The organism is Cyanobium sp. T1G-Tous (assembly GCF_024345455.1).
Classification (GTDB): domain Bacteria; phylum Cyanobacteriota; class Cyanobacteriia; order PCC-6307; family Cyanobiaceae; genus Cyanobium_A.
Genome location: NZ_JAGQBD010000017.1, coordinates 15,367 through 40,507, shown reverse-complemented (window position 1 = coordinate 40,507; position 25,141 = coordinate 15,367). Strand labels below are relative to the sequence as shown.

At 61.3% G+C, this 25,141-nt stretch carries 30 protein-coding genes; 24 read left to right on the top strand and 6 right to left on the bottom strand.

From position 1 onward, the window contains the following. Window positions 1–11: 11 nt before the first annotated feature. The 6 genes from KBY75_RS10580 to folE all read left to right on the top strand — a co-directional run bounded on the left by KBY75_RS10580 (window position 12) and on the right by folE (window position 5,227). Complete coding sequence (locus KBY75_RS10580) at window positions 12–815, top strand: creatininase family protein (RefSeq protein ID WP_254937058.1); 804 nt, start codon at window positions 12–14, stop codon at window positions 813–815. 44 nt (window positions 816–859) lie between these two features. Further along, complete coding sequence (locus KBY75_RS10575) at window positions 860–1,579, top strand: aldehyde oxygenase (deformylating) (RefSeq protein ID WP_255023859.1); 720 nt, start codon at window positions 860–862, stop codon at window positions 1,577–1,579. 62 nt (window positions 1,580–1,641) lie between these two features. Further along, window positions 1,642–2,694 carry a long-chain acyl-[acyl-carrier-protein] reductase gene (locus tag KBY75_RS10570; RefSeq protein WP_255023858.1) on the top strand — a complete coding sequence of 351 codons (1,053 nt, stop codon included), beginning with the start codon at window positions 1,642–1,644 and terminating at the stop codon, window positions 2,692–2,694. A 30-nt stretch (window positions 2,695–2,724) separates the two neighbouring features. Further along, window positions 2,725–3,714, top strand: coding sequence for an acetyl-CoA carboxylase carboxyltransferase subunit alpha (locus tag KBY75_RS10565; RefSeq protein ID WP_254937061.1), 990 nt, complete (start codon window positions 2,725–2,727; stop codon window positions 3,712–3,714). Between the two features lie 38 nt (window positions 3,715–3,752). Next, window positions 3,753–4,475 carry an SDR family oxidoreductase gene (locus tag KBY75_RS10560; protein WP_255023857.1) on the top strand — a complete coding sequence of 241 codons (723 nt, stop codon included), beginning with the start codon at window positions 3,753–3,755 and terminating at the stop codon, window positions 4,473–4,475. Between the two features lie 8 nt (window positions 4,476–4,483). After that, complete coding sequence (folE, locus tag KBY75_RS10555) at window positions 4,484–5,227, top strand: GTP cyclohydrolase I (RefSeq protein ID WP_254937063.1); 744 nt, start codon at window positions 4,484–4,486, stop codon at window positions 5,225–5,227. Window positions 5,228–5,272: 45 nt separating this feature from the next. Here the strand turns inward: folE and KBY75_RS10550 are convergent, their stop codons facing one another. Continuing rightward, complete coding sequence (locus KBY75_RS10550; protein WP_255023856.1) at window positions 5,273–5,755, bottom strand: hypothetical protein; 483 nt, start codon at window positions 5,753–5,755, stop codon at window positions 5,273–5,275. 59 nt (window positions 5,756–5,814) lie between these two features. Further along, on the bottom strand, window positions 5,815–6,507 hold the full coding sequence (locus tag KBY75_RS10545; RefSeq protein WP_255023855.1) for a phosphoribosylanthranilate isomerase: 693 nt from the start codon (window positions 6,505–6,507) through the stop codon (window positions 5,815–5,817). Between the two features lie 55 nt (window positions 6,508–6,562). Here KBY75_RS10545 and KBY75_RS10540 point away from each other — a divergent pair, with 55 nt between their 5' ends. Further along, a complete protein-coding gene (locus KBY75_RS10540) occupies window positions 6,563–7,825 on the top strand; it encodes a site-2 protease family protein (protein ID WP_254937066.1) in 1,263 nt (420 codons plus the stop codon). Here the strand turns inward: KBY75_RS10540 and KBY75_RS10535 are convergent. Continuing rightward, entirely contained in the window at window positions 7,732–8,517 is a 786-nt protein-coding gene (locus tag KBY75_RS10535; protein ID WP_254937067.1) for a lipoyl protein ligase domain-containing protein, read from the bottom strand. The two genes, KBY75_RS10540 and KBY75_RS10535, sit on opposite strands and share 94 nt — an antisense overlap. Before the next feature lie 32 nt (window positions 8,518–8,549). Here KBY75_RS10535 and KBY75_RS10530 point away from each other — a divergent pair, with 32 nt between their 5' ends. Beyond that, window positions 8,550–9,335, top strand: a complete 786-nt coding sequence (locus KBY75_RS10530) for a sulfite exporter TauE/SafE family protein (protein WP_315859083.1) — start codon at window positions 8,550–8,552, stop codon at window positions 9,333–9,335. Here the strand turns inward: KBY75_RS10530 and KBY75_RS10525 are convergent. Beyond that, window positions 9,312–9,797 (bottom strand): CRR6 family NdhI maturation factor, encoded by a 486-nt coding sequence (locus KBY75_RS10525; RefSeq protein ID WP_254937069.1) that lies wholly within the window; start codon window positions 9,795–9,797, stop codon window positions 9,312–9,314. The genes KBY75_RS10530 and KBY75_RS10525 overlap by 24 nt on opposite strands. Window positions 9,798–9,886: 89 nt before the next feature. Here KBY75_RS10525 and psaM point away from each other — a divergent pair, with 89 nt between their 5' ends. The 3 genes from psaM to KBY75_RS10510 all read left to right on the top strand — a co-directional run bounded on the left by psaM (window position 9,887) and on the right by KBY75_RS10510 (window position 11,566). Then, the gene (psaM, locus tag KBY75_RS10520; protein WP_106502470.1) at window positions 9,887–9,991 is read left to right on the top strand and encodes a photosystem I reaction center subunit XII; all 105 of its coding nucleotides are present in this window, start codon (window positions 9,887–9,889) and stop codon (window positions 9,989–9,991) included. A 291-nt stretch (window positions 9,992–10,282) separates the two neighbouring features. After that, window positions 10,283–10,558, top strand: coding sequence for a hypothetical protein (locus tag KBY75_RS10515; RefSeq protein ID WP_255023854.1), 276 nt, complete (start codon window positions 10,283–10,285; stop codon window positions 10,556–10,558). 27 nt (window positions 10,559–10,585) lie between these two features. Continuing rightward, entirely contained in the window at window positions 10,586–11,566 is a 981-nt protein-coding gene (locus tag KBY75_RS10510; protein WP_255023853.1) for a protochlorophyllide reductase, read from the top strand. Here KBY75_RS10510 and KBY75_RS10505 read toward each other — a convergent pair. Beyond that, window positions 11,563–12,033: a hypothetical protein gene (locus KBY75_RS10505; RefSeq protein ID WP_396096980.1), complete on the bottom strand. Its 471-nt coding sequence runs from the start codon at window positions 12,031–12,033 to the stop codon at window positions 11,563–11,565. The genes KBY75_RS10510 and KBY75_RS10505 overlap by 4 nt on opposite strands. Before the next feature lie 182 nt (window positions 12,034–12,215). Between KBY75_RS10505 and KBY75_RS10500 the strand changes: the two genes are divergently transcribed. After that, on the top strand, window positions 12,216–12,974 hold the full coding sequence (locus KBY75_RS10500) for a BMC domain-containing protein (RefSeq protein ID WP_254937311.1): 759 nt from the start codon (window positions 12,216–12,218) through the stop codon (window positions 12,972–12,974). A gap of 43 nt (window positions 12,975–13,017) precedes the next feature. Here the strand turns inward: KBY75_RS10500 and KBY75_RS10495 are convergent, their stop codons facing one another. Continuing rightward, window positions 13,018–13,599 carry a non-canonical purine NTP pyrophosphatase gene (locus KBY75_RS10495; protein ID WP_255023852.1) on the bottom strand — a complete coding sequence of 194 codons (582 nt, stop codon included), beginning with the start codon at window positions 13,597–13,599 and terminating at the stop codon, window positions 13,018–13,020. A 153-nt stretch (window positions 13,600–13,752) separates the two neighbouring features. Between KBY75_RS10495 and KBY75_RS10490 the strand changes: the two genes are divergently transcribed. The 12 genes from KBY75_RS10490 to KBY75_RS10430 all read left to right on the top strand — a co-directional run bounded on the left by KBY75_RS10490 (window position 13,753) and on the right by KBY75_RS10430 (window position 25,136). Further along, complete coding sequence (locus KBY75_RS10490) at window positions 13,753–14,748, top strand: sodium-dependent bicarbonate transport family permease (protein ID WP_254937073.1); 996 nt, start codon at window positions 13,753–13,755, stop codon at window positions 14,746–14,748. Window positions 14,749–14,752: 4 nt separating this feature from the next. Continuing rightward, a complete protein-coding gene (locus KBY75_RS10485) occupies window positions 14,753–15,034 on the top strand; it encodes a P-II family nitrogen regulator (RefSeq protein ID WP_254937074.1) in 282 nt (93 codons plus the stop codon). A gap of 230 nt (window positions 15,035–15,264) precedes the next feature. Beyond that, a complete protein-coding gene (locus KBY75_RS10480; protein ID WP_106502566.1) occupies window positions 15,265–15,576 on the top strand; it encodes a BMC domain-containing protein in 312 nt (103 codons plus the stop codon). A gap of 64 nt (window positions 15,577–15,640) precedes the next feature. Next, a complete protein-coding gene (locus KBY75_RS10475; protein WP_106502475.1) occupies window positions 15,641–17,050 on the top strand; it encodes a form I ribulose bisphosphate carboxylase large subunit in 1,410 nt (469 codons plus the stop codon). A 153-nt stretch (window positions 17,051–17,203) separates the two neighbouring features. Further along, complete coding sequence (locus KBY75_RS10470) at window positions 17,204–17,545, top strand: ribulose bisphosphate carboxylase small subunit (protein ID WP_254937075.1); 342 nt, start codon at window positions 17,204–17,206, stop codon at window positions 17,543–17,545. A gap of 117 nt (window positions 17,546–17,662) precedes the next feature. After that, window positions 17,663–20,041, top strand: a complete 2,379-nt coding sequence (locus KBY75_RS10465) for a CsoS2 family carboxysome shell protein (protein ID WP_255023851.1) — start codon at window positions 17,663–17,665, stop codon at window positions 20,039–20,041. A gap of 7 nt (window positions 20,042–20,048) precedes the next feature. Continuing rightward, complete coding sequence (locus tag KBY75_RS10460; RefSeq protein WP_255023850.1) at window positions 20,049–21,554, top strand: carboxysome shell carbonic anhydrase; 1,506 nt, start codon at window positions 20,049–20,051, stop codon at window positions 21,552–21,554. A 1-nt stretch (window position 21,555) separates the two neighbouring features. Continuing rightward, the gene (locus KBY75_RS10455; RefSeq protein ID WP_255023849.1) at window positions 21,556–21,837 is read left to right on the top strand and encodes a carboxysome peptide A; all 282 of its coding nucleotides are present in this window, start codon (window positions 21,556–21,558) and stop codon (window positions 21,835–21,837) included. Then, window positions 21,837–22,088, top strand: a complete 252-nt coding sequence (locus tag KBY75_RS10450) for a carboxysome peptide B (protein WP_254937079.1) — start codon at window positions 21,837–21,839, stop codon at window positions 22,086–22,088. The genes KBY75_RS10455 and KBY75_RS10450 overlap by 1 nt, the downstream gene beginning before the upstream one ends. A gap of 63 nt (window positions 22,089–22,151) precedes the next feature. Continuing rightward, the gene (locus KBY75_RS15380; RefSeq protein ID WP_315859082.1) at window positions 22,152–22,781 is read left to right on the top strand and encodes a BMC domain-containing protein; all 630 of its coding nucleotides are present in this window, start codon (window positions 22,152–22,154) and stop codon (window positions 22,779–22,781) included. Between the two features lie 5 nt (window positions 22,782–22,786). Next, window positions 22,787–23,254: a ferritin-like domain-containing protein gene (locus tag KBY75_RS10435; RefSeq protein ID WP_255023847.1), complete on the top strand. Its 468-nt coding sequence runs from the start codon at window positions 22,787–22,789 to the stop codon at window positions 23,252–23,254. 22 nt (window positions 23,255–23,276) lie between these two features. Further along, window positions 23,277–25,136, top strand: coding sequence for an NAD(P)H-quinone oxidoreductase subunit F (locus tag KBY75_RS10430; protein WP_254937082.1), 1,860 nt, complete (start codon window positions 23,277–23,279; stop codon window positions 25,134–25,136). Window positions 25,137–25,141: the final 5 nt, after the last annotated feature.

The following is a 25,141-nucleotide window of genomic DNA, read 5'->3' as shown; positions in this document are numbered from 1 at the left end:
GTCCTCAAAAAATGCCCCAGCAGCGCCACCTTGAGCAGCTGGCCTGGCCGCAGGTTCAGGAGCTTGCAGCCCAGCCAGGAAGCACGGTTGTCTGGCCCTGGGGCGCGGTCGAGCAACACGGCCCCCAACTGCCGCTCGGAACGGATGGCCTGTTTGCCGAACGAGTGCTGGACGCAGTTTTGGCAGCGCTGGAGCCAAGCCTGCCGATCCTGCGGCTGCCGCTGCAGAGCATCGGCTTCTCCCCAGAGCACCGTGGTTTCAGTGGCACCATCAGCCTCCCTCCCCAGGTCCTGATCGAGCAACTGGTGGCTGTGGGCCACGAACTGGCTGGCACAGGTTTTCAGCGCCTGGTGTTGTTTAACGGACACGGTGGCCAAATATCCCTGCTCCAGACCGCCGCGCGCCAGCTGCGGGCGGAGCGGCCCGAGCTAGCCGTGCTGCCCTGCTTTTTATGGAGTGGTCCCGAGGGGATCGCCGAGCTCATCCCCGAACCGGAGCGCTCCGACGGGCTGCACGCGGGCTTGGCGGAAACCAGCCTGATGCTGCACCTCGCCCCCCAGCTGGTGGGCGAACAGCGCCCCAGCGATGGCAAGCGAGGCGAGGTCATCCCATCGGGCTGGAGCCTGGAAGGGGCCGCCCCGCTTGCCTGGCTCAGCCAGGAACTCAGCCTCACCGGAGTGGTTGGCGACGCCCGCGGCGCTTCTGCAGCCCTGGGAGCGCAACTTTTTGACCGGTTGGTCGCAGGTTGGCAGCACCGCTTCGAAACCCTGCTGGCCAGCTCCTGGCCAGGCCAAGGGACGGTCAGGGTTCGGTAGGGGGTGGTTACAGTCAGCTGATCAGATCCAACAGCGTGGCTGCCATGGCAACTCTTGCACCTATCAATGCCACTGAGGCGTTCCCACCCGACCAACTGCCCGACTTCAGCACAGATACCTACAAGGACGCCTACAGCCGGATCAACGCGATCGTGATTGAAGGCGAGCAGGAAGCTCACGACAATTACATCTCTATCGGTGGGCTGCTCCCCGACCAAGCTGAGGAGCTGACCAAATTGGCCCGCATGGAGCTGAAGCACATGAAGGGCTTCACAGCTTGCGCCAACAACCTCGGCGTCACTGCTGACATGCCGTTTGCTAAGGAGTTCTTTTCTCCTCTGCACAACAATTTTCAGAAGGCTTTAGCTGAAGGCAAGGTCACAACCTGTCTTTTGATTCAGGCTATTTTGATTGAGGCCTTTGCCATTTCGGCGTATCACATCTATATCCCTGTAGCCGATCCATTTGCGCGTAAGATCACCGAAGGCGTAGTCAAAGATGAGTACACACACCTGAATTACGGTCAGGAATGGCTGAAAGCCAATCTTGAAACCGTGCGGGGGGAGCTGGAGCAGGCAAACCGTGAGAATCTTCCCTTGGTGCGCAAAATGCTTGAGCAGGTTGCCGGCGACGCAGCTGTTCTTCAAATGGACCAGGAGGATTTGATGGCCGATTTCCTCACTTCCTACCAAGAGGCACTGCTCGAAGTTGGCTTCACTTCCAGGGAGATCGCCAAAATGGCTGCTGCTGCACTGATCGGCTGAAGCCCTCCTGCCAGGCGTGTCGTGGCAAGATGTAGCGTCCGCGACATTCTCTGGGGTTGCCCATGTTCGGCCTGATCGGTCACTCCACAAGCTTCGAGGCTGCTCGTGAAAAGGCGCGCACTCTTGGCTTTGAGGAGTTTGCCGAAGGTGACCTCGACGTCTGGTGTAGTGCCCCCCCCCAGCTGGTGGAGCATCTTCAGGTCACCAGCGCCACAGGCAAGACCATAGAAGGGGCATACATCGACTCCTGCTTTGTGCCAGAAATGCTGAGTCGGTTTAAAACCGCTCGCCGCAAGGTGCTCAGCGCCATGGAGCTGGCTCAAAAAAATGGTATCGATATCACCGCTTTGGGCGGATTTACCTCGATTATTTTCGAAAATTTCAACCTGCTCAAGGAGCAGCAAATCCGCTCCACCACCTTGGAATGGGAGCGATTCACTACCGGAAACACCCATACCGCCTGGGTGATTTGTCGCCAAGTCGAAACCAATGCCCCCAAGCTCGGTATCGATCTGAGCCAAGCCCGGGTCGCAGTTATCGGGGCTACCGGCGATATCGGCAGCGCTGTATGCCGCTGGTTGAGCCAGCGCACTGGAGTTAAGGAGCTTTTACTGGTAGCTCGCCAGCCCCAACCCTTGCTGGACTTACAGCAGGAGCTTGGCGGCGGCCGGATCCTCAAGCTGGAGGAGGCCCTGCCGGAAGCCGACGTGGTGGTTTGGGTGGCCAGTTTGCCCCAAACGCTGAGCATCGATGCTCCCAGCCTTAAGTCGCCCTGCCTGATGATCGATGGCGGCTACCCGAAAAACCTAGACACCAAGGCCAGTGGCAACGGCATCCATGTATTGAAGGGGGGCATCGTTGAGTTTTTCAGCGACATCACCTGGCAAATGATGGAAATGGCTGAAATGGACGACCCCAAACGTCAGATGTTTGCCTGTTTCGCCGAGGCCATCCTGCTGGAGTTCGAAGGGATCCACACCAACTTCAGCTGGGGGCGCAACAACATCAGCCTCGACAAGATGGATCTGATCGGTGCCGCTTCCCTGCGCCATGGCTTCCAAGCCCTGGGGCTGTCCGCCCAGATCGATCCCACCCCGGCCCTGACTACTGCCTGAATACCTTTCGTCCCCTTGCCCATCCCCGCCATGGCCCGCCGCGCCTTGCTGGAGTTCGAAAAACCACTAGTTGAGCTCGAAGAGCAGATCGAGCAGATTCGCCAGTTGGCTCGCGACTCGGAGGTGGATGTGAGTCAGCAGCTGCTGCAGCTCGAGACCCTGGCCACCAGACGTCGCAAAGACATCTTCGATGCCCTGACGCCCTCCCAGAAGATCCAGGTGGCCCGCCACCCCCAGCGGCCCAGCACCCTGGATTACATCCAGGTGATTACTGATGAGTGGCTGGAGCTGCATGGTGACCGCCGTGGCAGTGACGACCGGGCCCTAGTGGGTGGGGTTGGCAGGATCGGTGAGCAGGGTGTGGTGCTGCTGGGACACCAAAAAGGTCGGGACACTAAGGAAAATGTCGCCCGCAACTTCGGGATGGCATCCCCAGGGGGCTATCGCAAGGCGATGCGGCTGATGGAGCATGCCGATCGCTTTCGTCTGCCGATCTTGAGTTTCATCGATACGCCGGGGGCCTACGCGGGGGTGCTGGCTGAGGAGCAGGGGCAGGGTGAAGCGATCGCCGTCAATCTGCGTGAGATGTTCCGGCTGCGGGTGCCGATTCTTGCCACGGTGATCGGCGAAGGCGGATCTGGTGGCGCCCTGGGCATCGGCGTCGCCGACAGGCTGCTGATGTTTGAGCACAGCGTTTACACAGTGGCCAGCCCAGAAGCCTGTGCCTCGATCCTGTGGCGGGACGCAGGCAAGGCCTCCACCGCCGCCGAGGCTCTCAAGATCACAGGACCCGATCTGCTGAAGCTCGGCATCGTTGACCTGGTGTTGCCCGAGCCCTCCGGCGGCAACCACTCGGCACCTCTGCAGGCCGCTGAAACCCTTAAATCTGCCTTGCTCGAGCAACTCAGCGAACTGCAGGGCCTAAATGAATCCCAATTGGTCGAGCAGCGCTACGCCAAATTTCGCCGTATGGGAAGGGTGCTCGACAGCGAGTCCCCAATTGCCTCTCCCGGCTCTTAAGGTTTACTTCGGATCCCGTTACCTCCCAGGGCCTGCCTTTGCCTGATTCAGCACCTGTTGCTCTGATCACCGGCGCCTCCCGAGGCATAGGTGCCGCAGCAGCCCACAAATTTGCCTCTGCTGGCTACGACTTACTCCTGCTGGCCAGGAGCACTGCCGACCTCGATTCGCTCACAACGGCTCTAAAGCCCACTGGCAGGAGAATCGAATCCATTGGCCTCGATCTGGCCGAGCCAGCCACTATTGCTCCCGGACTGGAAGATCTCTGCAGCCGTGGGCTCACCCCTGCTGTTGTAATTAACAATGCCGGCGTTGCTTATACGGGCTCCCTGGCAGAGATGCCCTTGGAGCAATGGCAACGATTGATGCAGCTGAATCTCAGTGCTGTATTTCAGGTGTGCCAGTCGCTGCTGCCTAGACTCAGACAGGCTGGCGGCGGACAGATCATCAATGTGAACAGCCATGCAGCCCACCAAGCCTTCCCCGACTGGGGCGCTTACTGCGTTAGCAAGGCCGCTCTCCTCTCCCTCAGCCGATGCCTTGCCGTCGAAGAACGCCCCTTTGGCATACGGGTAAGCACCCTCACCCTAGGTGCGGTGAATACGCCACTCTGGGACAGCGAAAACGTCCACAGCACGTTCGATCGCCGTGCCATGCTTGACGTTGAAAGGGCATCTGAAGCCCTGCTGTACTTGGCCCAACAGCCAGCCACCTCAGTGGTGGAAGATCTCACCCTCATGCCGGCCGCCGGCGCGCTTTGAGCCCCCCTATGACTTCCACCCTGCCGTCCAGCATTCCTTCGCGCACCGTTACACCTGATTCAGCTCCCCTGCCCATAAGTCTGCGAATCCGGGAGCGTCTTGACGCGGCAGGAGTTGCGTACCTCGCAAACGACAACATCGCTGACCACCTTCGCGATGGTGAGCTCGAGCAATTGGAGATTGAGGTGGCGGGCAAAGTTCGCGAATTACTACGTAGTCTCGTCATTGATATAGACAAAGATCACAACACCGAGGAGACAGCTGAGCGTGTCGCTCGGATGTACCTGCACGAAGTTTTTAAGGGGCGCTATCACGAGCAACCCAAGATTGCCAGCTTTCCAAATGTCAAAAAGTTGGATGAAATTTATACCGTTGGCCCGATTACCGTTCGTTCAGCCTGTTCACACCACTTAGTGCCCATTTTGGGCAATTGTTGGATTGGTATCAAGCCAGGTGATCGGGTAATTGGCCTATCCAAGTTCTCTAGAGTTGCCGACTGGGTATTTTCAAGGCCTCATATTCAAGAGGAGGCTGTAATGATCTTGGCCGATGAGATCGAGCGTCTCTGTGAGCCCCAAGGTCTGGCGATTTTGGTAAAAGCCCAGCATTACTGCATGAAGTGGCGTGGTGTGAAGGAGCCCCAAACCAGCATGGTCAATTCTGTGGTGCGGGGCGATTTCCGTCTTGATCCAAGCCTCAAGGCCGAATTCTTCGAGCTGGTTAAGCAGCAGGAGTGCATGCTTTCCACCTAAAGCGAATGCTTTAGGTGGAAAGTCACCTGGCCTCTAAAATCAACCTCAGGGTTTGCTGCCAACTGGTCCAATAGCCGGCGAAGCCTGCCGGCTAGAGCCACCACCTTGGGCTGGCACCGCTACCACCACCATTACCTGGGCCGAAACGTCTTGAAGTTGCAAGACGTAGCTGGGCCCCGCAGCTCCTTCAATCAGCAGCCACTGGTTGGCACCCGGGCTACGCCGGTACCAGTGAAACGCCGAGGCTGGCAATGCGGCCAATAGGTCGGCTGCGGCAGTGGCCTGCAGTACTGCCCCCTGCACGGCTTCACCTTGCAGCACCAGCTGCTGCAAACCATTGATTTGCTGCTGAACAGCACTCTCCTGTTGCAGATCCGTATTGATCTGCTGTCGCAGGGCACGGATCTGGGACTGGGGGTCGGCACTCACCCCTGGTACGCAGGAAAGCTGGCCATCCACCAGCTGGCAGCCCACTAGGTCCTGGGCCCGAACCGGTGCCAGCAGGGCTAGTCCTAAACCCGAGCCCATGGTCACCGCCAGGGCCCAGAGGGATGGACGAAGAAGCGCAGATCTACAAAACAAACCCATCAAGAAGGGGCAAGACCAACTGATCTTGACTGGGAAGGACCAGCTAGGCCAGCAACCCGTACCGCAGCCACTAGTGCTGCAACCTGATCGAGATCCTTATTGCCTGGGCTTCGCTCCACGCCGCTGGAGGCATCGAGGCCTGTGGGGCACAGCTGGGTCAGTAGTTCCGGCACTCGGTCGGCCCGAATGCCCCCTGCCAGCCACCAGGGAAGAACTGGCGTAAATCCCTGCAGCCACTCAATCGGGATGCGATGGCCCGTGCCTCCTAGCTGGTCGGGCACCCAGGCATCGAGAAGCAGGGCATCCACCACCAGGGCGTAGTCAACGGCCCGCTGCAGATCCTCCGGCCTGCGAATCCTCAGGGCTTTCCAGATCTCACAGCCCAGGCGGGAGCGCAGCTGTTCGCAGAGCTGGGGTGTTTCCGAGCCGTGCAACTGCACCACAGCATGACCATGTCCTAGCTCTAGTTGGGGCCACCGCTGCTCGAGCGGATCGGCCACCACCAGCACACCGCGGCAGCCAGGCGCAGCTGCCCGCATCGCCGCAAAAAGCGCCTGCCGGCGTTCAGCCTCAAGGAAGCGAGGCGAGCCTGGCACCCCGATCACGCCGATCGCATCCACCCCCAGTTGAGCCACCGCTGCGGCCTGGTCCGGATCCCGCAACCCACAGATCTTCAACAGGGGGGGCGCCATGGCGAGGGCAAAGGCTGTCGCCCCTTTCTAGGATCAGACACCAAGACAGAGGGCAGTGGGAGAAGGCTGGCAAATTTTCAAAATTCGGGGCATCCCCCTACGGATCCACCCCAGTTGGTTTGTGATCTTGGTGCTTGCCACCGCGGCCTTCCAACAGCACTACAGCCTCACCCTCAAGGATCCGATGAGCGGCGCGGTGCTCTGGGGCCTGGGGTTGGTTACGGCAATGTTGCTGTTCGTTTCAGTGCTCCTGCACGAATTGGGCCACTCCCTGGTGGCCCTGGCCCAGGGGGTGGAGGTGCGCAGCATCACCTTGTTCCTGCTTGGCGGCGTGGCCAGCGTGGAGCGCGAGTGCAGCACCGCCCGCGGCGCCCTGCTGGTGGCAGCTGCTGGCCCTGCCGTAAGCCTGGTGCTGGGTGTGGGCCTGCTGGCAGCCACCCATCCAGCCGCCCATCTCTCGCCCCTGCTGGGCGCCATGGTGTCGGAGCTGGGCACCCTCAACATGGTGCTGGCCCTGTTCAACCTGCTGCCCGGCCTACCGCTGGATGGGGGCCTGATTGTGAAGGCCCTGGTGTGGCAGGCGAGCGGTAGCCAGCGGCGCGGCGTGGAGGTGGCCAACAGCTGCGGGCGCTTCCTTTCCCTGCTGGCGATTGGCATGGGCACCGTGCTGCTGCTGCGCGGAGGGGGCCTCAGCGGCGCCTGGTTGATGCTGCTGGGCTGGTTTGGACTTGGGGCCTCGCGCAATCAGCGCCAATTGCTAGCCCTGCAGCAAACCCTCAACGAATTAAAAGTACGGGATGCGGCTGGGCGGCGATTTCGGGTGCTTGAGGCGGCAGGTCGGTTGCGGGAACTAAGCCAGATGCGTGTCTCCCAAGCCAGCGAGGTCCACCAAGGCGACTGGCTGCTGGTGTGCGATCGCGGCCGCTGGCAGGGCTTCATCGACGACAAGCCGCTGCAACAACTGCCAGTGCAGCGTTGGGATACGGACAGCATCGGCGACCACATCCAACCGCTCTCGAGCCTGCCCTCCATCCGGGAGTCGGCACCGCTGTGGCAAGCGGTGCAGCAACTAGAAGCCAGCGGCCGCAACCGACTGCTGGTGCTAAGCCCCGCCGGACTCCCCTGCGGCACCATCGAACGCCCCGAGCTCGGAGAGGCGGTGCTTGCCAAGTTGGGGCTGCGCCTGCCCGCGCCCATGCTCGAGGCAGCTCGTCGCCAAGGTACTTATCCACTTGGCCTGGCCCTAGCCCAGGTGGTGCGCTCCATGGTGGCCTCTGGTGAAGCAAGCGAGGAGGGGCCAGCCAACGCCAGCCAGTAACTGGCCTCGGTCGCTGCAATCAGTTCCCATTCCTCGCTGCTGAGGGGGATGGTCCTGTTGCCGGCAGCAGACGCAGGCAGCTCAGCTTGGGCCGCTTGAATCAAACGCAGCTCTAGCTCAGCACGGTCTACGGGCAGAACTGGCAATTGGGGTGGCGGCCCGCCAAACACAAGTTTCCATAAATCGGCGGGGGGCTCCAAAAGAATCGAGCCGTGCTGCAGCAGGCAGCCGCGGCGCCAGAGCTGGGCGCTGCCAACCCGCTTGACGCCGCTGGCGTGCCCTAGATCGGCGGCCGTACTGGTGGCAAAGCAGCTGCTGGGTTGTGGGCTGGCGGCCTGCCGGCCTGGCTGTAACGGCAGGCCCAACGAGGCAAAGCAATTGACCAGCCAGGCGCATGCGCGGCCGTACGTCTGCAGACGCGACAGGGGGGGGTCCGGCCACACCAGGGCGTAGGTGAGCTCTCCGGCGTGGAGCACGGCACGGCCGCCACTGGGTCGCCGCACTAAATCGATCACCCCCGCCGCTGCCAGCGCCTGCCAATGGGGTTCTATGCAGCGCTGGTGAAACCCCAGCGACAGGGTCGGGCGCTGCCAGGAGTAGAGCCGAAAGGCCGGTGCCCGTTGGTCCAGCAGCAGGCTGTCTATCGCCATCTGCCTGGCTCCCGGATGGCAGCTGCTGGGCAGCAGCCGCATGGCTGGGAGGGGAGATGCTGGAGAGTGATCCATTGCGCCAGGTTGCCCGGATGTTGTGGAGCCTGTTGCCCTATCTGCCCCTTGGCCTGCTGGCGGGTCTGCTGTCAGGCGTGCTGGGCATTGGCGGTGGGCTGGTGTTTTCACCCCTATTGCTGCTAGCCGGACTTGATCCGCACCAGGCCCTGGCCACCAGCACCCTGGCGATCGTGCCCACCACCCTGGGTGGCACCTGGGCCCACCTGCGCAACCGCAGCCTTCCCTGGCGCGGGGGCTTGGCGATTGTGCTGGGGGCAGGCCTAGGTGCAGGCCTGTTCAGCCAGGTTGGGCTGGTGCTGCATGGCTGGATGTTGCTCGCAATGCAGGCGTTGATGTACGGAGGGCTGGCCTTGAGCTTTCGCTCCCCGTCTTCGCAGGCTGCCATCGATACCCCCAGCTTGAAGCTGGCGGGTTTGGCAGCCACGGGCATGGTCGCAGGCATGGCCACCGGCTTGCTCGGTCTCGGCGGTGGCCTGGTGATGGTTCCCCTGATGGTGCAGCTGATGCAGGTGCCAATTCACCTGGCAATCCGCTTCAGCACCCTGGCGGTGCTCACCTCGGCCTCAGTCGCCTCAACCACCTTCCTGCTGGATGGCCGAGCGCTACTGCCGATCGGGATGCTCCTAGGAGGCACAGCAGCTGTTGCCGCCCACTGGTCGGCCGCCAGACTGAATCGGGTCAGCGATGGTCAGCTGACCTGGCTGCTGCGGGCCTTAACTCTCATACTTGCGCTCGACAGCGGTCGCAGGGCCCTGGCACTACTGCTGAGCCGCCCCGGCTGAAAGTGGCGCCCAGAAGCCTCCGTCTAGCTCGTAGCCAAGCACCGCAGCCATTTGGGTTAAGCCCTGACGGCAACTCAAGCCGTGCAGTCGCGCCCAGGCGTCAAGGCTGAAAAGCCTGTGGGTGATCCAAAGTTCCAGGGACTCGGGGGCAAAACGGATGCCCTCCGTGCGGCTGAATTGGTGGGGCAGCACCATCGCCACGTGGCGGGTGAGTTGGCCGCCGCCACGCTCGAGCAACAGGGGCAGCCAAGGAGCTTCCGCATCGGCCCGTAGGGACCAAAGCCGCAACTCGGCAATTTCCGAAAGCTCCCGGGGGTCGTCGTCTGCACGGGGCCAATTGAAGTGAAGCTCCAGGGAACCAGCTTGCTGGACAAGGGCCTCAGGGCTAAGGCTGAACCAGGGCTGGAGAGCTGCAAGATCCAACTGGCGGATCTGGCTCTCGGAAATCTCCACAGGGGCCATCAAGAGCTGTGACAGCAGGGCGGGACAATCTGGACCGTAGCCACCTAAGGGCAAAGAATGGGGCGAATCCAGTTGCTTACTGCCCTCCCATGGTTTCCACTCTCAGCCAGGCCGAAGTGCTGATTGCCTTGGTGGTTGCTGCCCATGCGGGCGTGCTGGCCGTTCGCCTCTGCTTCAGCCTCTACAAAGCCTGAGAAGCTGGCTTTTGGTCCTTCCAAGCCTTACCCCTTGGCAAGTCGGGCCTGGCCAGCTAAAAGCGTCTAGGCCCCAGCGGGGTTTGATCCCTCGTTGCTCCCATGCCGCCTCTCGTCCCATCCAGTTATCAGGCCAGGCAAAATCTGCCCTTGCGGCGACAGGGAAAGCCGCTTTCTGGCGCGCATTCCAAGCCGGACTCGCTCCCCAAGCCTGCCTCTCAGCTCGATCCCCAGATAATTTCTGGCGGCGAAGCAGCCGCACTGCAAGCCCTCTCAAGTGAGCGGCAGGAATTGCTCTGCAGCGTGATCGGCCTGGCTCTCAAGGTTGGCCTTGTTGTGGTCGCTGGTGTCAGCCTGGTGCGCCTTGCCTCCGCCTATCAGGAGCGGATGGAGCGCCAGGGTGAGCTTTCGGCGGTGCTCGACCTTGAACGGGCCAAACTCTCTAAAGCACGTGAACGCTTTGACCATCTCTTCATGGTGGAAGGGGAGCAGCGGCTGATCCGCGAGCAAAACCAGTGGATTGCCCCCAATCGCCTGCGGGTGGTTTGGCAGCAGGCCAACCCGTAGGTTGGGGCCCCTGTCTCAACTCACTTGATGGCCGCAACAGCAGCCGCCGGAACGGTTTTGATCACCGGCACCACCTCAGGGGTGGGCCTCAATGCCGCCAATGCCCTCGCCAAACGCGGCTGGCATGTGGTTACGGCTAACCGTGATCCCGTTAAAGCCGCTGCTGCCGCAGCCAGCCTGGGGATTCCTCCAGATCAGCTCAGTCATCTGCGTTTTGACCTCGGCGATCTCGACAGCGTTCGGGTGGGAGTTGAAACTTTGGTGGCGTCCCTGGGACGCCCCTTGGACGCCCTGGTGGTTAATGCTGCCGTCTACAAACCGCGGCTAAAGCTGCCCGAGCGCTCCCCGCAGGGCTACGAAATATCGATGGCCACCAATCACCTGGGGCACTTTTTACTGATTCAGTTACTGCTGGGCGACTTGCAGCGCTCAAGCCACCCCTCGCGGCGAGTGGTGATTCTCGGCACTGTGACGGCCAACTCCAAGGAACTTGGTGGCAAGATTCCGATCCCAGCTCCAGCTGATCTCGGCGACTGTGCCGGCTTCAAGGCCGGCTTTAAGGCCCCTATCGCCATGGCCAATGGCAAGGCCTTCAAACCTGGCAAGGCCTACAAGGACAGCAAGCTCTGCAACATGATCACGACGCAGGAGCTGCATCGTCGCCTGCACGAAAGCACCGGCATCGTGTTCAGCTCGCTATATCCGGGCTGCGTTGCCGACTCGCCCCTTTTCCGCAGCACGCCGCGGGCGTTTCAGACAATTTTCCCTTGGTTCCAGAAAAATATCACCGGCGGATATGTAAGCCAGGCATTGGCAGGAGAGCGGGTTGGCCAGGTGGTGGCCGATCCAGATTTTTCCGCCTCAGGTGTGCACTGGAGCTGGGGCAACCGCCAAACCAAAGGCGGACAGCAATTCAGCCAGGAGCTCTCCGACAAGGCCAGCAACCCCGAAACGGCGCAGACCTTGTGGGAGGAATCAATGAAGCTGGTGGGGCTGGCGCCGGCCTAAAAGCGACGGCGGAAGGCATCGTCGCTGCGGCTTGATGCTTCTTCAGCGAGGCTCAATTTCCAGACGTTGCGGCTGAGGCGGCGGGCCTTGAGGCCGCCTCGCTCGACCGTTTCACTGGTGGGGCGGGCACCAAGCAGCTGACTCACCTCAGAAGTGCTGAGGGGTGCCCCAGTCTGGACGGCCAGCTGGGTGAGCTCGAGCCGTTGCCGCAAAGCAGCCAGATCGGCCTGGCCGCCGTCTTCGGCTTCAGACCAAAGCCAGGGCAGGTCGTGGGACGAACCGGCCATCTTCTGCATCAATCCCATACCGATGAAAGCCAGTGCTTGCTCCGGCTTGACTCCTTGGGCTGCTGCCTGAGCCATCCATTCAGGCATCGGAGCACTGTTGACAGCGTCTCCGGCGGGCATGGGTTCGGCCTGGGCAGCCTGGCTGCGAGTGGAGCTAGAAGCGGTGCGGCGGGTAGCCATGGACGTCCCTTGAACGTTGGCCGGACGGTACCGGCTCAGCCGCGATGGGCAAGGGGCAGGGGGCTTCAGGGTTAAGATCCAGCCGCAGCAAAGCCGATAAGAGGGCTAGCTGTTCGAAGGATTTTCCCTTGCCATCCCGCCTTCCCTCCCGAGACGAACTGGCGCTGCGCCGGCGTCGGGAGATGGCGCTTGGCTCAAGCACTAGTAGCGGCACCCAGATCACTGGCACCCGGGTGGGCAGCGACAGCTCGGGCGCCAGTTGTGTGATTACCACCGACAGCGAGGGCTCCCGGCTGGCACGCCAATCCAGCCATGTGCAGTCGATTGAGCTGCGCACATACGTATTTCTTGATTCGCTGCAGCCCCAGCTAGCTGCCTACATGGGCACGGTTAGCCAGGGCTTCCTGCCCATTCCCGGTGACGCCTGCTTGTGGCTGGAGGTATCGCCGGGCATGGCTGTGCACCGGGTTACCGACATAGCCCTCAAGGCCAGCACCGTGCGGCTTGGCCAGATGATCGTGGAGCGGGCCTTTGGCTCCTTGGCGCTCTACCACCGCGACCAGAGCAACGTTCTCCACTCCGGCGACGTGGTGCTCGAGGCCATCGGCAGCCGGGTGGAGCTCCGCAGCCGTTGCGAGGTCAGCTGGACCGAGATCATCCGGGCGATCACCCCTGACCACGCCGTGCTGATCAACCGTCAGAACCGGCGCGGGTCGATGATTCAAGCTGGGATGAGCATGTTCATCCTGGAAACCGAGCCCGCCGGTTACGTGCTGATCGCAGCCAATGAGGCAGAAAAATCCTCCAACATCACTGTGGTGGACGTGAAAGCCGTGGGTGCCTTCGGCCGTTTAACCCTGGCGGGGCGGGAGGGTGATGTGGAGGAGGCCGCCGCCGCCGCGATGCGGGCGATCAGTCACATCAACAACAAGGCCAGCTGATCCAGGGGCATGATCTGGCAGTTGAGCTACAGGCAGTTGAGCATTAGTTGTTCAGCTCCAGCAGATGGAGCAACTTCGGGGCAAGAGCCCGTGCTGCCTTGCCGCGGCTGCCGAGCTTGGCCTTGAGGTGGGGGCCCATCAGGGCGTAGGAGCAGCCTGCCTCGCGCACGTAAAAAAGGCTGTCGTAACCAGGGCCATGACCCTGGGGAGCGCGCAATATCTGGCCGCGGCAGATCCCCTCAGCCTCGGCCCTGGTGGTGCCGGATGGATCGGCCAGGGCCATGGCGCTGCGGAAGCTGGCTCCGCGATAAAGGCTGTCACCCAGTTCTTTCAACAGACGGTGAATCCGCTCGTGGTCGGTGGGGGCGTAGCGAGCCGAAAAAATACCCGGAGCTCCATCCAGTGCATCCACCTCGATGCCTGAGTCGTCGGCGAGGGCCCAGTGGCCGGTGATGCGGGCAACAGCCTCGGCTTTGAGACGGGCATTAGCGAGGTAGGTCGCTCCGGTTTCGTCAATATCGAGACCGGGCGGCTGGGGCAGGACATCCAGCTCAACCAGCTCAAGCATCGCGCCGATTTCGGCCACCTTGTGGGGGTTGCCACTGGCGACGACCAGGATCGGCATTCAGCAGGAATCGGGGCAAGTCATTGTCCCCCAATGAGGTGTCGATGTCGGGTCCAGCTTGCAAACACCGGACTCCTGGCTGTCATTTCCTGCAGCAGACCTACGGTTGATAGATGCCTTGGCCCCCGCGTGATTGGGTTCCAGGGGTAACGGATGGACCCAAGCCTGATTCTGCAGAACCTGGTCAGCCCACCGGTGCTGTTTTTTTTCCTTGGCGTGACCGCCGTACTGGTGGGATCGGATCTGGAAATCCCAGCCCCAATCCCAAAGCTGTTCTCCCTCTATTTGTTGCTCGCCATCGGATTCAAAGGTGGCTTGGAGCTGCAGCACAGCGGCCTCGGTGGCCAGGTGCTGCCCACAATCGCCGCCGCCATGGCGATGTCGCTACTGGTGCCGCTCTACAGCTACCTGGTGCTTAAAACCAGGCTGGATGGCTTTAACGCCGCCGCCATTGCCGCCACCTACGGATCGATCAGCGCGGTGACCTTCATCACCGCCGAGAGCTTTCTGGAAACCCAGAACCTGTCCTTCGATGGCTTCATGGTGGCTGCCCTGGCTCTGATGGAATCGCCGGCCATCATTGTGGGCCTGCTGCTGGTCAAATTGGCAGCCCCTAGCCAGCAAGGTGCGGGGCCGAAAATGGGCTGGAGCTCGGTGCTGCGGGAGTCATTTTTAAATAGCTCGGTATTTCTGCTGGTAGGCAGCCTGGCGATTGGCTTATTGGTTGCAGCATTTAGCCCAGCCAGCATCGACAAAATGCTGCCATTCACCGACAAACTTTTCTATGGAGCCCTCAGTTTCTTCCTGTTGGACATGGGGATCGTTGCGGCCCAGCGGATCCGAGATTTACGACAAGCGGGAGCCTTTCTGATCGGCTTTTCGGTGCTGATGCCACTTTTCAATGCCCTAGTAGGCACCCTGATCGCTCGAGGCTTGGGCCTTGGACCTGGTAATGCCCTGCTGTTTGTGGTGCTGTGCGCTAGCGCCTCCTACATCGCGGTACCAGCAGCCATGCGAATGACAGTGCCTCAGGCTAATCCCAGTTTGTATATATCGACAGCCCTGGGAGTCACCTTTCCCTTCAACATCATTGTTGGCATTCCCCTATACATGGCCATGATTAACGCCCTGCTTCCCGCTGCCGGATAAATCAATGAAACGCCTCGAACTGATCCTCAGCGAGCGGGAGTTGGATGCGGTGATCCAGGCAATGGAAACCGTGGGTGTGCCCGGTTATTCCGTCGTCAGGCACGTCACCGGCAAGGGTCCGCATGGCTCGGTGTCCGAGGGCATGGAGTTCAGCGGTCTAGGCGCCAATGCCCATGTGATCGTGTTCTGCGAAGCGGATTTGCTGAATGCACTACGTGCAGCACTTCGCCCCCTTTTGACTTACTACGGCGGAGTGGCGTACGTCACAGACGCCGAGGCCCTCTAGTTGCTGGGCAAGCAAATTTTGATCAAAACGGGAGTAGCTGGGGCGAAATCACTTGCCAGCACTACAACGGCAAGCATTGCCTAACGTTTTGTGATGCACTGATCAGCCTGCCTTATCTAAAGGCGACGCAACAGTGATGGTCGGTTCCGGCCAAATGGCTTGACGGGGGGTTTGGCTGCCGACCATGGTTGCGAGCGAACATTCAACCCCACCTCCACCAGGAGCAGGTAATGGCAACTGAATCCATGGGCATCGCCCTCGGCATGATCGAAACTCGGGGGCTGGTGCCCGCGATCGAGGCGGCTGACGCCATGACCAAGGCCGCCGAAGTGCGCCTTATCGGTCGTGAGTTCGTCGGTGGCGGCTACGTCACCGTGATGGTCCGCGGTGAAACCGGCGCCGTCAACGCAGCTGTGCGCGCCGGGGCCGATGCCTGCGAGCGCGTGGGCGACGGCCTTGTGGCCGCGCACATCATTGCTCGCCCCCACCGCGAAGTGGAGCCTGCCCTGGGCAACGGCAACTACGCCGGTCAGAAGGACTGAGTTGACCAACGTCTGAGGCGTTAACCAACCCATTTCCCTTACCGACCCAACCGGAGAATCATTCATGGCTAAGAAGTACGAATCCGGGGTTAAGGAGTACCGCGACACGTATTGGACTCCTGATTACATCCCCCTCGACACCGATCTGCTGGCCTGCTTCAAATGCACCGGCCAGGAAGGCGTCCCCCGCGAAGAAGTTGCCGCTGCTGTGGCCGCTGAATCCTCAACCGGCACCTGGTCCGCCGTGTGGTCCGAGCTCCTCACCGACCTCGACTTCTACAAAGGCCGTTGCTACCGCATCGAAGACGTTCCTGGCGACAAGGAAGCCTTCTATGCCTTCATTGCCTATCCCCTCGACCTGTTCGAAGAAGGCTCCATCACCAACGTGCTGACCTCCTTGGTCGGCAACGTGTTCGGCTTCAAGGCCCTGCGCCACCTGCGTCTGGAAGACATCCGCTTCCCGATGGCGTTCATCAAGACCTGCATGGGTCCCCCGAACGGCATCGTGGTTGAGCGCGACCGTATGAACAAGTACGGCCGTCCTCTCCTGGGCTGCACCATCAAGCCGAAGCTCGGCCTGAGCGGTAAGAACTATGGCCGGGTTGTCTATGAGTGCCTACGCGGCGGTCTGGACTTCACCAAGGACGACGAAAACATCAACTCCCAACCTTTCCAGCGTTGGCAGAACCGTTTCGAGTTCGTTGCTGAAGCAACCAACTTGGCGCAACAGGAAACCGGCGAGAAGAAGGGGCATTACCTCAACTGCACCGCTGCAACTCCTGAAGAGATGTATGAGCGCGCCGAGTTCGCTAAAGAACTGGGCCAGCCCATCATCATGCACGACTACATCACGGGAGGCTTCACCGCTAACACCGGTCTTGCCAAGTGGTGCCGTAAGAACGGCATGCTGCTGCACATTCACCGTGCAATGCACGCTGTGATTGACCGCCATCCCAAGCACGGTATCCACTTCCGAGTGCTGGCCAAGTGCCTGCGTCTCTCCGGTGGTGACCAGCTGCACACCGGCACGGTGGTCGGCAAGCTGGAGGGCGACCGCCAGTCGACCCTCGGCTATATCGACCAACTGCGTGAATCCTTCGTCCCCGAAGATCGCAGCCGCGGCAACTTCTTCGACCAAGACTGGGGCTCCATGGGCGGCGTGTTCGCCGTGGCTTCCGGCGGTATCCACTGCTGGCACATGCCCGCACTTGTTGCAATTTTTGGCGACGACTCGGTGCTGCAGTTCGGTGGTGGTACCCACGGTCACCCCTGGGGTTCGGCTGCTGGTGCTGCTGCTAACCGCGTGGCTCTCGAAGCCTGCGTCAAAGCCCGTAACGCCGGTCGTGAAATCGAGCGCGAAGGCCGCGACATCCTTCTGGAAGCAGCGAAGCACAGCCCTGAGCTAGCTATCGCCCTGGAGACCTGGAAGGAAATCAAGTTCGAGTTCGACACCGTCGACAAGCTCGACACCTGAAATCGCCAGTCTGAGATGGTGAGTGGGGCAGGCAACTTGCCTACTCACCTCCCAGAACGGAATATTCAGATCTAGAGATTAAATTAATCTCTACGAACGAGATTAAGAGCCTTTCATACAAGGTTCAAACATTCCATCCACACAAGGATCCCCATGCCTTTCAAGAGCACCGTGGGTGACTACCAAACAGTCGCCACCCTGGAGACATTCGGCTTCCTGCCGCCGATGACCCAGGACGAGATCTACGACCAAATCGCTTATATCATTGCCCAGGGTTGGAGCCCGCTCGTTGAGCATGTCCATCCCAGCAACTCCATGGTTACCTACTGGTCCTATTGGAAGCTGCCCTTCTTTGGCGAGAAGGATCTGGGTGTGATCGTGAACGAGCTTGAGTCTTGTCACCGCGCCTACCCCGACCACCACGTTCGCTTGGTGGGCTACGACGCTTATACCCAAAGCCAGGGTTCCTGCTTCGTGGTTTTCGAAGGACGCTGATCCCAGCCCTTCCGGGGCTCGAGCCATTGGCCTGGGCCCCAACCCCTTTCCCCTGCTGGCTAGTTCGCGCTGCGGACTGGTCGGCACCTTTTCAGATATTCCATTCGACGGGCGGACATGGCCAGCACATCCAGCCGGGAAGCAGCTTTGGAGCGCCGCAGGGCTCTCACCAACGGCGGCAAAAAAGCCGCCAGCCGGTTCACCTCCGGTGCGAGCCGTGTGCGCTCGGTTGAAGACGCTCGCCCCACCCGCACAGCCGCAGCGCAGGAGTCCTCAGCATCGGTGGCCAAGGCGGCTCCAGTTGCTGCCCCGGCTGTGAACGCCCGGGCTGCTGCCTCTCACCGCAGCCTTGCTGCACCTACCGGCTCCAGCCGGACCACCCAGGCCCGTCCAATCGCAAATCCCAGTAGAGATTTGGTGCTTGCCCGACGGGAAGCCCTTTCCAAGCGCGGCAAACGTGCCGACACCTCCAGCGACCGCACTCGCACGGACCTGGCAAAAATTGCACCCATAGTCCAGGCACCTGCAGCGGAAGCCAAGTGCAAGTGCCAGGGCGAGAATGCTGCTGCACCGGCCCTTATGAGCCTCAGTAACCGCACTAGTCAAACAAGCGCAAGTAGTGGCGATCGCCGTGCCACAGCCAAGCGCCTCTCTCAACTGGATCCCAGCAGGGCCCTTGTGCTTGCCCGGAGAGAAGCTCTCTCGAAGCGTGGCAAGTCAGCTAACGCGCCCAAGAGCACAACAGCCGCTTCGGTATCCCGCCAGGGCAATCCTGATATGAGCGCCCGCGAACTTTCCCAGAAGGTGCGTGAACTGCGGGCCAAGGTTGGCAGTGCTGGTTCCAGCAGAGCCGGCGGCACCCGCCCCTCCGGCCCAAACCGCCACGGCGCCAAACAGGCAGCCGCCGCAGAAGCGCACTGGAAGGTAGGCGTTAGCGAAACCAGCTCTGGTCAGGTGGTTACTGGAACCCAGGCAAATCGCTCAGAGAAAACCACTGGTAACGAAGCAGCTACCTGCCGCGCCATTACGGGCACCGAATATCTCGGCGCCGAGGTGTTCCAGGCCTTCTGCCAGAGCGGTCCAGTGACAAGTCAACCTGCCAAGGTGCGAGTTAGCGCCACTACCCATGGCAACCGGGTCACTGGTAATGAGGTCGGTCGCTCTGAAAAGGTGACTGGCGATGAGCCCGGTACCTGCAAGAACGTCACCGGAACCGAATACGTTTCCGCCAATCAGTCAGCAGCCTTCTGCGGCACCTCCAGCCCGAGCCCTAGCCCCCGCAAGGTTGGGCGCAGCCAGACCCAGGGCGGCCAGGCTGTATCCGGTGTGATGGTTGGTCGCTCAAGCCTTGTCACTGGTGACGAACCCGGCTCGGGTAAACAACTCACCGGCTCCCAGTACATATCCGATCAAGGCCAGGTGACCGGACGAGCTCCTACCAAGGTTGCAAGCTTGCATACCCTTCGGGGCACGGGCATCACCGGCACCCATGTGGGCCGCAGCGAGCATGTCACCGGTGATGAGCCCGGCAGCTGCCGCCTGGTAACTGGTGATGAATACGTCGGCAGCCAGCAATACGCCGATTTCTGCGGCAGCAAGCCCGAGCCGGAGGCGGCCAAGGTGGGCTTCAGCGTCACCAATCGGGCCCAGATCGTCAGCGGTACCCACACTGGTCGCTCCTCCAATGTCACCGGTGATGAGCCCGGCACCTGCAAGGTCGTAACCGGCACGCCCTACGCCGGCCTTGAGCAGGCAGGGGACTTTTGCAACAGCAAGTCCGTCGCCGAAATCCGTCAGCGCACTCCGGTGCGGGGCTCTAACCGCATGAGTGGCATACAGCCAGGCATTGGTGGTGTTCTCACCGGTGCCGGCCGCGGGGCCTGCGAAGCCGTCACAGGCACTCCCTATATAGGTGGGGATCAACTCGCCAAGGTCTGCGGTGCCGCCGCAGCCCAAGACTCCGACTTCCCCCAACCCCTGGCGGGCAGCCAGCCCTGGCAGCAATTCAGCATTCAATCCCCGGCTCGCTCAGCCCAGCTGGGGCGAGAACCAGCAGGGGCCGTAACCGGCACCAGCTACGAGCAGGGCAGCAGGATTACCGGCCCTTTTGACTTGGCCGGTGACATGGTCACCGGCACCGAGCAATTCCGCTTCGACCGTCGCGGCAGCAGCCACATCGCCCGGGGGCCCATTGAGGTTCCTGTGAGCGTTGACGAGGATGCCCGTCCAACCTCCAGGGTTACCGGCGAAGGCATCTCTGCTGGCTTGAAGATCACTGGTGATGACTGGGATCGGGGTGATCGGGTCACCGGCACGGAAGGAGTGTCGGCCCGGCGCCGCAACCCCACTCGGCCAGGCTCTAAGACCTCGATGCCCGCAGCTCTCCAGCCGAAGCGCAACGAGGAGCGTCCCGAGCCTGTCAGCCGTGTCACCGGTTCTAGCGGCAACACCACGGCCGGTTCTCTGATCACGGTTTCCGGCGGCGCCCGCGGTTGATCTCCTGATGCCCCGACGCCCTCTCGCCACTGCTTATCGCCCGCTGGCTCCTACGGCTCCCCGCCGTCGGCCCGGCACAGCTGCCGCGAGCGAGCTAGTGGCGACTGGCTTGCATCCGCTTAGCGATGGCCAGCTCAACGGGGTCCTGAGGGCCTACGAAGATCAGGTCAAAGGGGCATTTGATCGCATTGTGTCCTTGCTCAAGCGCCTTTCAGCCCTGCAGCACGAGGCTGATTTCATTGAGCAGGCCCAGCGGCTGGCCAGGGCAGAACTGGGCTTTGAGTTGCCGCTGCCCATCCTCGAGAAGGCCTGGGTAAGCCAGCTCGACATGCGCACTTTGTTCGCTTGGTGTGTATTTGAAACCTACGAACAAACTAGCGACGCCTTCTTTCAACACGACCCCTTGGGAGGCAAGCCCGGTAGTCCAGCAGCCGAAGCCTTCAATGAGTTTCTACTGTCCTGTGGATTCCACCTACTAGACGCAACCCCTTGCGCTGACGGGCGTCTAGCCCACGCCATGGCCTATGCCCTGAGAATTCCATTCAGTTCGGTGCGTCGGCGCTCCCATGCTGGTGCCCTATTTGACGTCGAAAACACGGTCAACCGCTGGGTCAAAACTGAACATCGCCGCTACCGGGAAGGTCAGCCCAATTCGGCGCACGATGACACTCGTTACCTCAAGGTGGTGCTTTACCACTTCAGCTCAAAAGATCCACTGCATGAGGGCTGTGCTGCCCACGGCAGCGATGACGCCTTGGCCGCCTCCTGTGGCCTAGCCCGGCTCAAGGATTTCCAGCAGGCCGTTGAAAACAGCTTCTGCTGTGGTGCCTCAGTAGATCTGTTGCTACTCGGCATCGACACCGACACCGACACGATTCGTGTGCATGTGCCGGGCATTGATGGCAGCACCAACCTGGAGAGCTGGTTGGATGCAAAAGCGGCCTATGAGGCCACCCGCCATCTCAATGCGGTTGAGGGCCGGGCCCGCATTCAATCGCTGGTGGAGCAGGCAGCGGCCAGCAGTCCCGACCCGGGCATGGTGAAGCTGATAGCCCGCCTGATCGAGAACAACATCTCCCAGATTGACTATGTGCGTCAGTACCACCGGGGCAGCTACGGCGATGCTGGCCATGCGGAGCGCTTTATCGGTGTGGGCATAGGCTTCAAGGAGATCCATCTGCGCAACCTCACTTACTTCGCCTATATGGACACGGTGGAGGAGGGAGCACCCGATTTAGATGTAGGCATCAAGATTTTCAAGGGTTTGAACGTTTCTCGGGGCCTGCCTGTGCCAGTGGTGGTGCGCTTTGACTACAACGGCAAGGTGCCTGGGGCGAGGCAACGAGCCATCCGCAATTGCCAGCGGGTGCAAGCAGCCATGGAAAACCGCTATCCCGAGCTATTTGAACAGGGTCTGTTGCATGCCCTGCTCACCGTGCGGGACCAAGACCGTCACACCCCAGCTGAAGCTGTAGGTTCCACCATCACATTCGCGAGCGGAGGAGGGCACTGACATGTTGATTTGCAAGGTGGTAAAACCACTGGTGTCCACTAATCGCATCCCAGATTTTGAGCACAAGCACCTGCAGGTGGTGCTCGATGGCAGCACTCAGAAAGTGGCAGTTGATGCCGTGGGCTGCGTGCCAGGCGACTGGGTGATCTGCGTCGGCAGCTCAGCTGCGCGCGAGGCCGCTGGCAGCAAGTCGTACCCGAGCGATCTAACGATCGTGGGAATCATTGACCACTGGGATCCTGATGCTGGCAAGCCGCAAGTTCTGCCAGGAGGTGCTGGCTAATGGAAATCATGCAGGTCACCGGCTCTCTGGTTTGCAGCCAGCGGGTTGCTGGATTAGATCACTCCAATCTGCGCGTGTTGCGCACCGCCAAGGGCAAGCTGAGCGTTGCCGTCGACCCAGTCGGTGCATCCCCAGGTAACTGGGTATTCACCGCCAGTGGCTCTGCCGCCCGTTTTGCTTGCGGTAATCCCGAGGTGCAGACCGATCTCACGATCGGCGGAATCATTGATTTCTGGGAGCCCGATGGCTAGGCGGCCCGGGTAGCTAGCTGCCCGAGCGACCTGTCATCACTCCAGCCCCCATACTCCTGAGCCATGGCCACCCCAACCCCTAAATCCACCACCAGCGGACCTGTTGCTGCCAAATCCGCACCCGCGGTAGCGGCAGCTAGCTCCACACCGGTGGCTGCAGAGGCGGCGGCCAGCTCGACCCCACCTGCAGCGGCCCCCAAGGCCCTGCCGGCGGCGGCAGCCCAGCCCCCTGCGGCGAAAGCCGTAGCCAAGCCAGCTGCTTCGACAGCGCGCCGTGCTTCCAGCACGACTCGCCGCTCTAGCGCCAGCTCAACCGGCCCCCGTACCGGTGCCGGCAAGGGCGCCGGCACCACCCCCCCAACCACTCCTTCGCGCAGCAACGCCATGGCTCCTTCCATTCAGGGCATCGCCCTCGGCATGATCGAAACCCGTGGCCTGGTGCCGGCGATCGAAGCCGCAGACGCCATGACCAAGGCCGCTGAAGTGACCCTGATCGCCCGTGAGTTCGTTGGCGGCGGCTACGTCACCGTGATGGTGCGTGGCGAAACAGGTGCGGTGAATGCAGCAGTGCGTGCCGGCGCTGATGCCTGTGAGCGCGTCGGTGACGGCCTGGTTGCTGCCCACATCATCGCGCGTCCCCACAGCGAAGTTGAGCCTGCCCTGATCGCAACTGCTGCCACCCGTCGCCTCTGATGGCCATGGGCGCCGTTCATCCGCGCGTCCTGGGTTACCTCGGCCGCGCCCTGAGCTTGGAATTTTCCGCAGTTCAGCAGTACATGACCCAGGCCTCCCTAGTGGAGCTCTGGGGAGATGTTGATTCGGCTACCCGGTTTCGACGCGAAACGGTGGAAGAAATGCAGCATGCTGAACGCCTCGTGCAGCGCATGCTTGCTCTGGGGGTGGCTCCTGCCGCATCCCAGTTGAGGCCCGTTGCCCATGCCGCCGATCTAGTCGGACTGCTCCGGCTCAATTTGGCCCTCGAAAACGACCTCATCCATCACTATGCCGAGGCAGTTCGCTTTTGCGTTTTGGTGGGTGATGGCGCTAACGAAGCCCTGTTCAGGAGTCTCTGGAAAGACGAACAGCACCACGGCGAAGATCTGGGGGCCTGGCTGCGCAGCCTTGGCTCCAGCCCCAACCCCTTGATGGACCGGGCCACCTTCTGAGCCGACTAACGCCCATCCCCCCTTGTTCGCCCCACCCCTGCCACTTTCGATCCAGCTGGCCTGGTTGATCCCCCTCTATGGGTTCAGCGGCATGGTTTTATCCCTGCCGTGGGCTGCTGGCTGGATCAAGCGTCACGGTCCTCGCCCTGCGGCCTATCTAAACCTGATCGTCACGCTGCTGGCTGTGGTGCATGGCACCTTGATCCTGCAGCAGGTATGGCTGCTCGGTCCTCAGCACATCGAGATCCCTTGGTTTCAGGCTGCCGATCTCGACCTGCGCATTGGCTTCGACCTATCCCTGACCAATCTGGCCGCCCTTGAGCTGGTGACCGGACTGAGCTTGGTGGGTCAGGTATTTGCCCTGGGCTACCTGGATAAGGAGTGGGCCCTGGCCAGGTTTTATGCCTTGGTGGGCTTCTTTGAAGGCGCCCTTGCCGGAGTTGTACTGAGCAGCAATCTGTTCATGAGCTATTTCCTGTTGGAAATGCTCACTCTTTCCACCTATCTGCTGGTGGGGTTCTGGTACGCCCAACCACTGGTCGTTACGGCGGCCAGAGACGCCTTTTTGACCAAGCGGGTTGGCGATGTATTACTGCTGATGGGCGTAGTCGCTCTCTCAGCCTGGGCTGGCTCGATGGAATTCGACGACCTTTATGTGTGGGCAGCTGAATCCCATGCCAGTGGTTCGCTGACCCCGCTTGCGGGCACCCTGCTCGGGCTGGGCCTGATTGCTGGACCCATGGGTAAGTGCGCCCAGTTCCCGATGCACCTCTGGCTTGATGAGGCCATGGAGGGTCCAAACCCAGCCTCAATTCTGCGCAACTCCGTAGTCGTTACCGCTGGAGCCCTTGTGCTGCTCAAGGTGATGCCGCTGCTGCGGTTTTCACCGCTGGCGGTTGATGTGTTGCTGGTGGTGGGCACAATCAGCGCCTTGGCTGGCGCCTTGGTGGCGATCGCCCAAGTGGATATCAAGCGGGCCTTCTCCTACTCCACAACCTCCTATCTGGGCCTGGTATTCATTGCAATCGCCCTGCAACAGCCGGCTATTGCCCTGTTGCTGTTGTTTGCCCATGGCCTCGCCAAGGCCCTGCTGTTCATGAGTGTGGGCAGCGTTATTGCCACCACCAACTGCCAGGACCTCACCGAGCTGGGTGGCCTGGGCTCCCGCATGCCTGCCACCACTACCGCCTACCTAGTGGGGGGAGCGGGCCTGGTGGGTTTGCTGCCCCTTGGCTGCTTCTGGTGCTTCGGCCTGCTGGTGGAGGCGCTAGGCCGCACTGCACCATTTTTTGCTGCTGTTGTGCTGATCACCAATGCCCTAACAGCCTTCAACCTCACCCGGGTATTCCGGCAGGTGTTTATGGGAGCGCCCCTGCCAAAAACCAAGCGGGCCCCTGAGGTCAACTGGCTGATGGCCCTACCAATGGTGAGTTTGACCGTGCTGGTAGCCCTCCTGCCAGCCTTGATGGCACGGATAGATTCGGTGCCGGGCCTTGCCTCCTTCCCCCTGCCCCTCGCCACTGCTGTGGTGGCAAGCGGCGTGGCAGGAGTAATAGGCGGCTGCCTGGCGCCCCTGCACAAGTTCTGGTCCCGATCGATGTTCCAGCCCCTGCGGTTGCTCCAGGATCTGCTGGCCTACGACTTTTACACCGAGCGCATCTACAGGGTGACGATTGTGGCGGCGGTGGCTGGCCTGGCACGATTTAGCAACTGGATCGACCAGGCCCTGGTAAGTGGCTTTGTTAATGGCATCGGCAGGCTTTCCCTGGCGAGCGCCGAAGGGCTGAAGCTCTCGGTGAGCGGCCAGCTGCAGACCTACGTCCTAACGGTCCTATTGGCGATTGTGCTGCTGCTCACCTCGCTGCAGTGGTTGCACGGATGAGGAGC

Coding starts and splice junctions, on each gene's coding strand:
- KBY75_RS10470 (WP_254937075.1), top strand. CDS start 17,204: ATGCCTTTCAAGAGCACCGTGGGTGACTACCAAACAGTCGCCACCCTG.
- KBY75_RS10570 (WP_255023858.1), top strand. CDS start 1,642: ATGTTCGGCCTGATCGGTCACTCCACAAGCTTCGAGGCTGCTCGTGAA.
- KBY75_RS10455 (WP_255023849.1), top strand. CDS start 21,556: ATGTTGATTTGCAAGGTGGTAAAACCACTGGTGTCCACTAATCGCATC.
- KBY75_RS10525 (WP_254937069.1), bottom strand. CDS start 9,797: ATGGCCCCTGTGGAGATTTCCGAGAGCCAGATCCGCCAGTTGGATCTT.
- folE (WP_254937063.1), top strand. CDS start 4,484: ATGACTTCCACCCTGCCGTCCAGCATTCCTTCGCGCACCGTTACACCT.
- KBY75_RS10495 (WP_255023852.1), bottom strand. CDS start 13,599: ATGCCGATCCTGGTCGTCGCCAGTGGCAACCCCCACAAGGTGGCCGAA.
- KBY75_RS10550 (WP_255023856.1), bottom strand. CDS start 5,755: ATGGGCTCGGGTTTAGGACTAGCCCTGCTGGCACCGGTTCGGGCCCAG.
- KBY75_RS10580 (WP_254937058.1), top strand. CDS start 12: ATGCCCCAGCAGCGCCACCTTGAGCAGCTGGCCTGGCCGCAGGTTCAG.
- KBY75_RS10460 (WP_255023850.1), top strand. CDS start 20,049: ATGCCCCGACGCCCTCTCGCCACTGCTTATCGCCCGCTGGCTCCTACG.
- KBY75_RS10575 (WP_255023859.1), top strand. CDS start 860: ATGGCAACTCTTGCACCTATCAATGCCACTGAGGCGTTCCCACCCGAC.
- KBY75_RS10535 (WP_254937067.1), bottom strand. CDS start 8,517: ATGCGGCTGCTGCCCAGCAGCTGCCATCCGGGAGCCAGGCAGATGGCG.
- KBY75_RS10565 (WP_254937061.1), top strand. CDS start 2,725: ATGGCCCGCCGCGCCTTGCTGGAGTTCGAAAAACCACTAGTTGAGCTC.
- KBY75_RS10465 (WP_255023851.1), top strand. CDS start 17,663: ATGGCCAGCACATCCAGCCGGGAAGCAGCTTTGGAGCGCCGCAGGGCT.
- KBY75_RS10490 (WP_254937073.1), top strand. CDS start 13,753: ATGGACCCAAGCCTGATTCTGCAGAACCTGGTCAGCCCACCGGTGCTG.
- psaM (WP_106502470.1), top strand. CDS start 9,887: ATGGTTTCCACTCTCAGCCAGGCCGAAGTGCTGATTGCCTTGGTGGTT.
- KBY75_RS10480 (WP_106502566.1), top strand. CDS start 15,265: ATGGCAACTGAATCCATGGGCATCGCCCTCGGCATGATCGAAACTCGG.
- KBY75_RS10435 (WP_255023847.1), top strand. CDS start 22,787: ATGGGCGCCGTTCATCCGCGCGTCCTGGGTTACCTCGGCCGCGCCCTG.
- KBY75_RS10510 (WP_255023853.1), top strand. CDS start 10,586: ATGGCCGCAACAGCAGCCGCCGGAACGGTTTTGATCACCGGCACCACC.
- KBY75_RS10500 (WP_254937311.1), top strand. CDS start 12,216: ATGGCGCTTGGCTCAAGCACTAGTAGCGGCACCCAGATCACTGGCACC.
- KBY75_RS10450 (WP_254937079.1), top strand. CDS start 21,837: ATGGAAATCATGCAGGTCACCGGCTCTCTGGTTTGCAGCCAGCGGGTT.
- KBY75_RS10545 (WP_255023855.1), bottom strand. CDS start 6,507: ATGGCGCCCCCCCTGTTGAAGATCTGTGGGTTGCGGGATCCGGACCAG.
- KBY75_RS15380 (WP_315859082.1), top strand. CDS start 22,152: ATGGCCACCCCAACCCCTAAATCCACCACCAGCGGACCTGTTGCTGCC.
- KBY75_RS10485 (WP_254937074.1), top strand. CDS start 14,753: ATGAAACGCCTCGAACTGATCCTCAGCGAGCGGGAGTTGGATGCGGTG.
- KBY75_RS10475 (WP_106502475.1), top strand. CDS start 15,641: ATGGCTAAGAAGTACGAATCCGGGGTTAAGGAGTACCGCGACACGTAT.
- KBY75_RS10505 (WP_396096980.1), bottom strand. CDS start 12,033: ATGGCTACCCGCCGCACCGCTTCTAGCTCCACTCGCAGCCAGGCTGCC.